Origin of the sequence: Flavobacterium sp. (assembly GCF_049318185.1) — a bacterium.
In the GTDB taxonomy this organism is placed as follows: domain Bacteria; phylum Bacteroidota; class Bacteroidia; order Flavobacteriales; family Flavobacteriaceae; genus Flavobacterium.
The window spans coordinates 1-2,699 of the sequence record NZ_JBMOGV010000198.1; the positions used below are offsets into that span (position 1 = coordinate 1).

Annotated in this window: 2 protein-coding genes; both read right to left on the bottom strand. The window is 28.6% G+C overall.

The window, feature by feature from the left end:
- Window positions 1–170 precede the first annotated feature (170 nt).
- Complete coding sequence (locus ACOYLT_RS11450) at window positions 171–1,550, bottom strand: GH1 family beta-glucosidase (RefSeq protein ID WP_422853975.1); 1,380 nt, start codon at window positions 1,548–1,550, stop codon at window positions 171–173.
- 6 nt (window positions 1,551–1,556) lie between these two features.
- On the bottom strand, window positions 1,557–2,567 hold the full coding sequence (locus ACOYLT_RS11455; RefSeq protein ID WP_422853976.1) for a glycosyltransferase family protein: 1,011 nt from the start codon (window positions 2,565–2,567) through the stop codon (window positions 1,557–1,559).
- Between the last annotated feature and the right edge of the window lie 132 nt (window positions 2,568–2,699).

Below are 2,699 nucleotides of genomic sequence, written 5' to 3' on the forward strand. Positions count from 1 at the left end.
TAAAACAACTAGCTGTAAATAGAAAATTAAATAAAAATAATTTTTAGGTTAAAAAATAGTTTCTTAAAATGGTTCGTTTGTAAACTATTGTTAAAGTATTTGTTATTTAAATGTTAAATCTTTACAGATTGGGATTAGTTTAGTTTTAAATAAAAATTAATAGTAGTAGATTATTTTAAAAAAGATTTTTTCTCTCTTTTTAAAAATTCTTGGTACCAATATCCTGAATTTTTTATGGTTCTTTTTTGTGTTTCATAATCAATATATACCAAACCAAAACGTTGTTTATAGCCTTCTGCCCATTCAAAATTATCAGTCAAAGACCATATAAAATAGCCCTCAACTTTCCCACCATTTTGTTTAGCCAATAAAACTTGATGCAAATATGATTTTATATATTCAATTCGCTCCTTATCATCAATCATATTGTGCTTGAATTCATCAAAAAAAGAGGCCCCGTTTTCGGTGATTATTATTTTATTCACTCCATCATATTTACTAAATTTTAAAATTAAATAGTAAATAGATTTTGGATATATTTCCCAATTCATTATGGTATAATCAACATTCCTTTTTTTGGCAGGAATTAATTTTGCATTGATATAAGGAATATAGGAATTATGAGCAACAACTTCACGTGTATAATTTTGTAATCCAATGAAATCAAAATTAACTTTTAACAATTCTTCATCACCTGGCAAAAAATATTTTGCTGTATGCTTTAAAAAAGGGAGTGTTTTTACTGGATATCCTAATCCGAGTGAAGGCTCAATAAAAGCTCTGTTTAATAGAGCGTCCACTCTTTCGGCAGCTTTTAAATCTTTTTCAGAATAAGTTTTAGGTGTAATATAGGTACATGAATATGTTGTGCCTACAGAAGCATTAGGAAATTTTTCTTTTATAGTTTTAAATCCAATAGATTGGCAAAGTAATGCATGGTGCATAGCTGGGAGAAAGTTGTTCATGCCTTTTTTACCAGGAGCATGTATTCCAAAGAAATATCCTGCACCTGTAAAAACTGAAGGTTCATTAAGTACAATCCAATTTTTCACTTTCTGACCAAATGCATTTATACAAACTTTTACATATTCTTCAAACCATGATGTGATTTCTCGGTTTATCCAACCTCCTTTTTTTTCTAATTCTAGAGGCAAATCCCAATGATATATTGTAACAAAAGGCTCTATTCCATTTTCTATACAATAGTCGATTACGTTATTGTAAAAATCAATTCCTTTTTGATTTATTTCACCTAATCCGTTTGGAATAATTCTAGGCCAAGACAAAGAAAATCTGAAATTAGGGATGCCTAAATTTTTGAGGATTTGAATATCTTCTTTATAATTTTCATAAAAATTAGTGGCAGTCGCTGGAGAATCATTATTTAAAATAGCATTTTTTTTTCTTGAAAATTCATCCCAAATCGAATCTCCTTTGCCATCATCTTTAGTGTTCCCTTCTGTTTGAACAGCAGAGGTGGAAATGCCCCAAAGAAAATTTTCGCCAAAATCTTCTTTTTTAAAATTATAATTATTAATTGATAGACTCATAAAAATCTAACTAGAAAATTTATTTTTATCTTTTTTATGATTTTTTATTATCAAATCAATAATTTCCTTTGTATTGTCTTGATAATCAACTTCAACAGTTAAACCATTTTTAATCCAATGGTCTATGAGACCAATACTGTTCTTATTGAATTTTTTTAGTACTTTGATTCCCATGTCTTGAAGCGCAACAGCATTACATTGTTGCTCGTATTGTTTTTTCATAGGAATTACTAAAAGTTTTTTCTTAAGAAATAGGGCTTCACTTGTTGTGCCAAAACCTGCATTTGTTAATACGCCTGAAGAGGAAGCAATACTATTCAAAAATAATTTTGTGTCAATGGGAGAAATAGAAACATTTCCAACTGTATAGGATTTTTTACTGTGTTTAGAAAAAACATGCCACTCTGTTAAAGGGATTTTGTTTAATCTTTTTATAATTTTTACATCATCATAGGAGGGCAAATAAACGGTGTAGTGCCCTAGATTAGTTGTTTCTATTTCTCTAACTTCTTTTCTAATTATGGGAGTAAATACGTTTTTGTCTAAACTCTTAAAATGAAATCCATAATTAATATGAGTTGGGGCATAATGTTGCAAAACCATTCTACCCATTATATCCTCTTTTTTTGGTTTTGGTGCCAAAGGATGAAGTGTAGCTACTTGATTACTCAACCCTACGCAAGTTTTCTTTGCTTTAATAGCTGCCCAAACAGAAATGGGTTCAAAATCACTAATTATTAAATCGTATTCTTTAACTTTTAATGATTTAATGTCTTTTAGTAGCTTTCTTGATTTTAGTTTTAAAAATGTTTTCCAAAAATCTATCCCACCATTTTTACCAAAAATGAATGAAAGACCGCTAAATTTATATTTTACCTTAAAAGGCAATTCAATATCAGATTGTATGCCACTTACTAGTATATCTAGATCACCTTTTTTTTGAAGGTATTCTATAATTTCAATGGCTCTTGTAATATGACCATTTCCAGTACCTTGAACAGCATACAAAATTTTCATTTTTTAAATTTTATTTCTGTTTTACCATTGTTTTCCAAAAAGCCATCTAACATTTTATTGAAAATTTCAGAATTATCTAATGTTGTTAATTCATCTTCTTCATCGAGTTCATGATTTTTAAAATCTTCTTCA

What these genes read in the sequence shown, in the direction of transcription:
- ACOYLT_RS11450 (WP_422853975.1), bottom strand. Translation starts at nt 1,550, where the DNA reads ATGAGTCTATCAATTAATAATTATAATTTTAAAAAAGAAGATTTTGGC.
- ACOYLT_RS11455 (WP_422853976.1), bottom strand. Translation starts at nt 2,567, where the DNA reads ATGAAAATTTTGTATGCTGTTCAAGGTACTGGAAATGGTCATATTACA.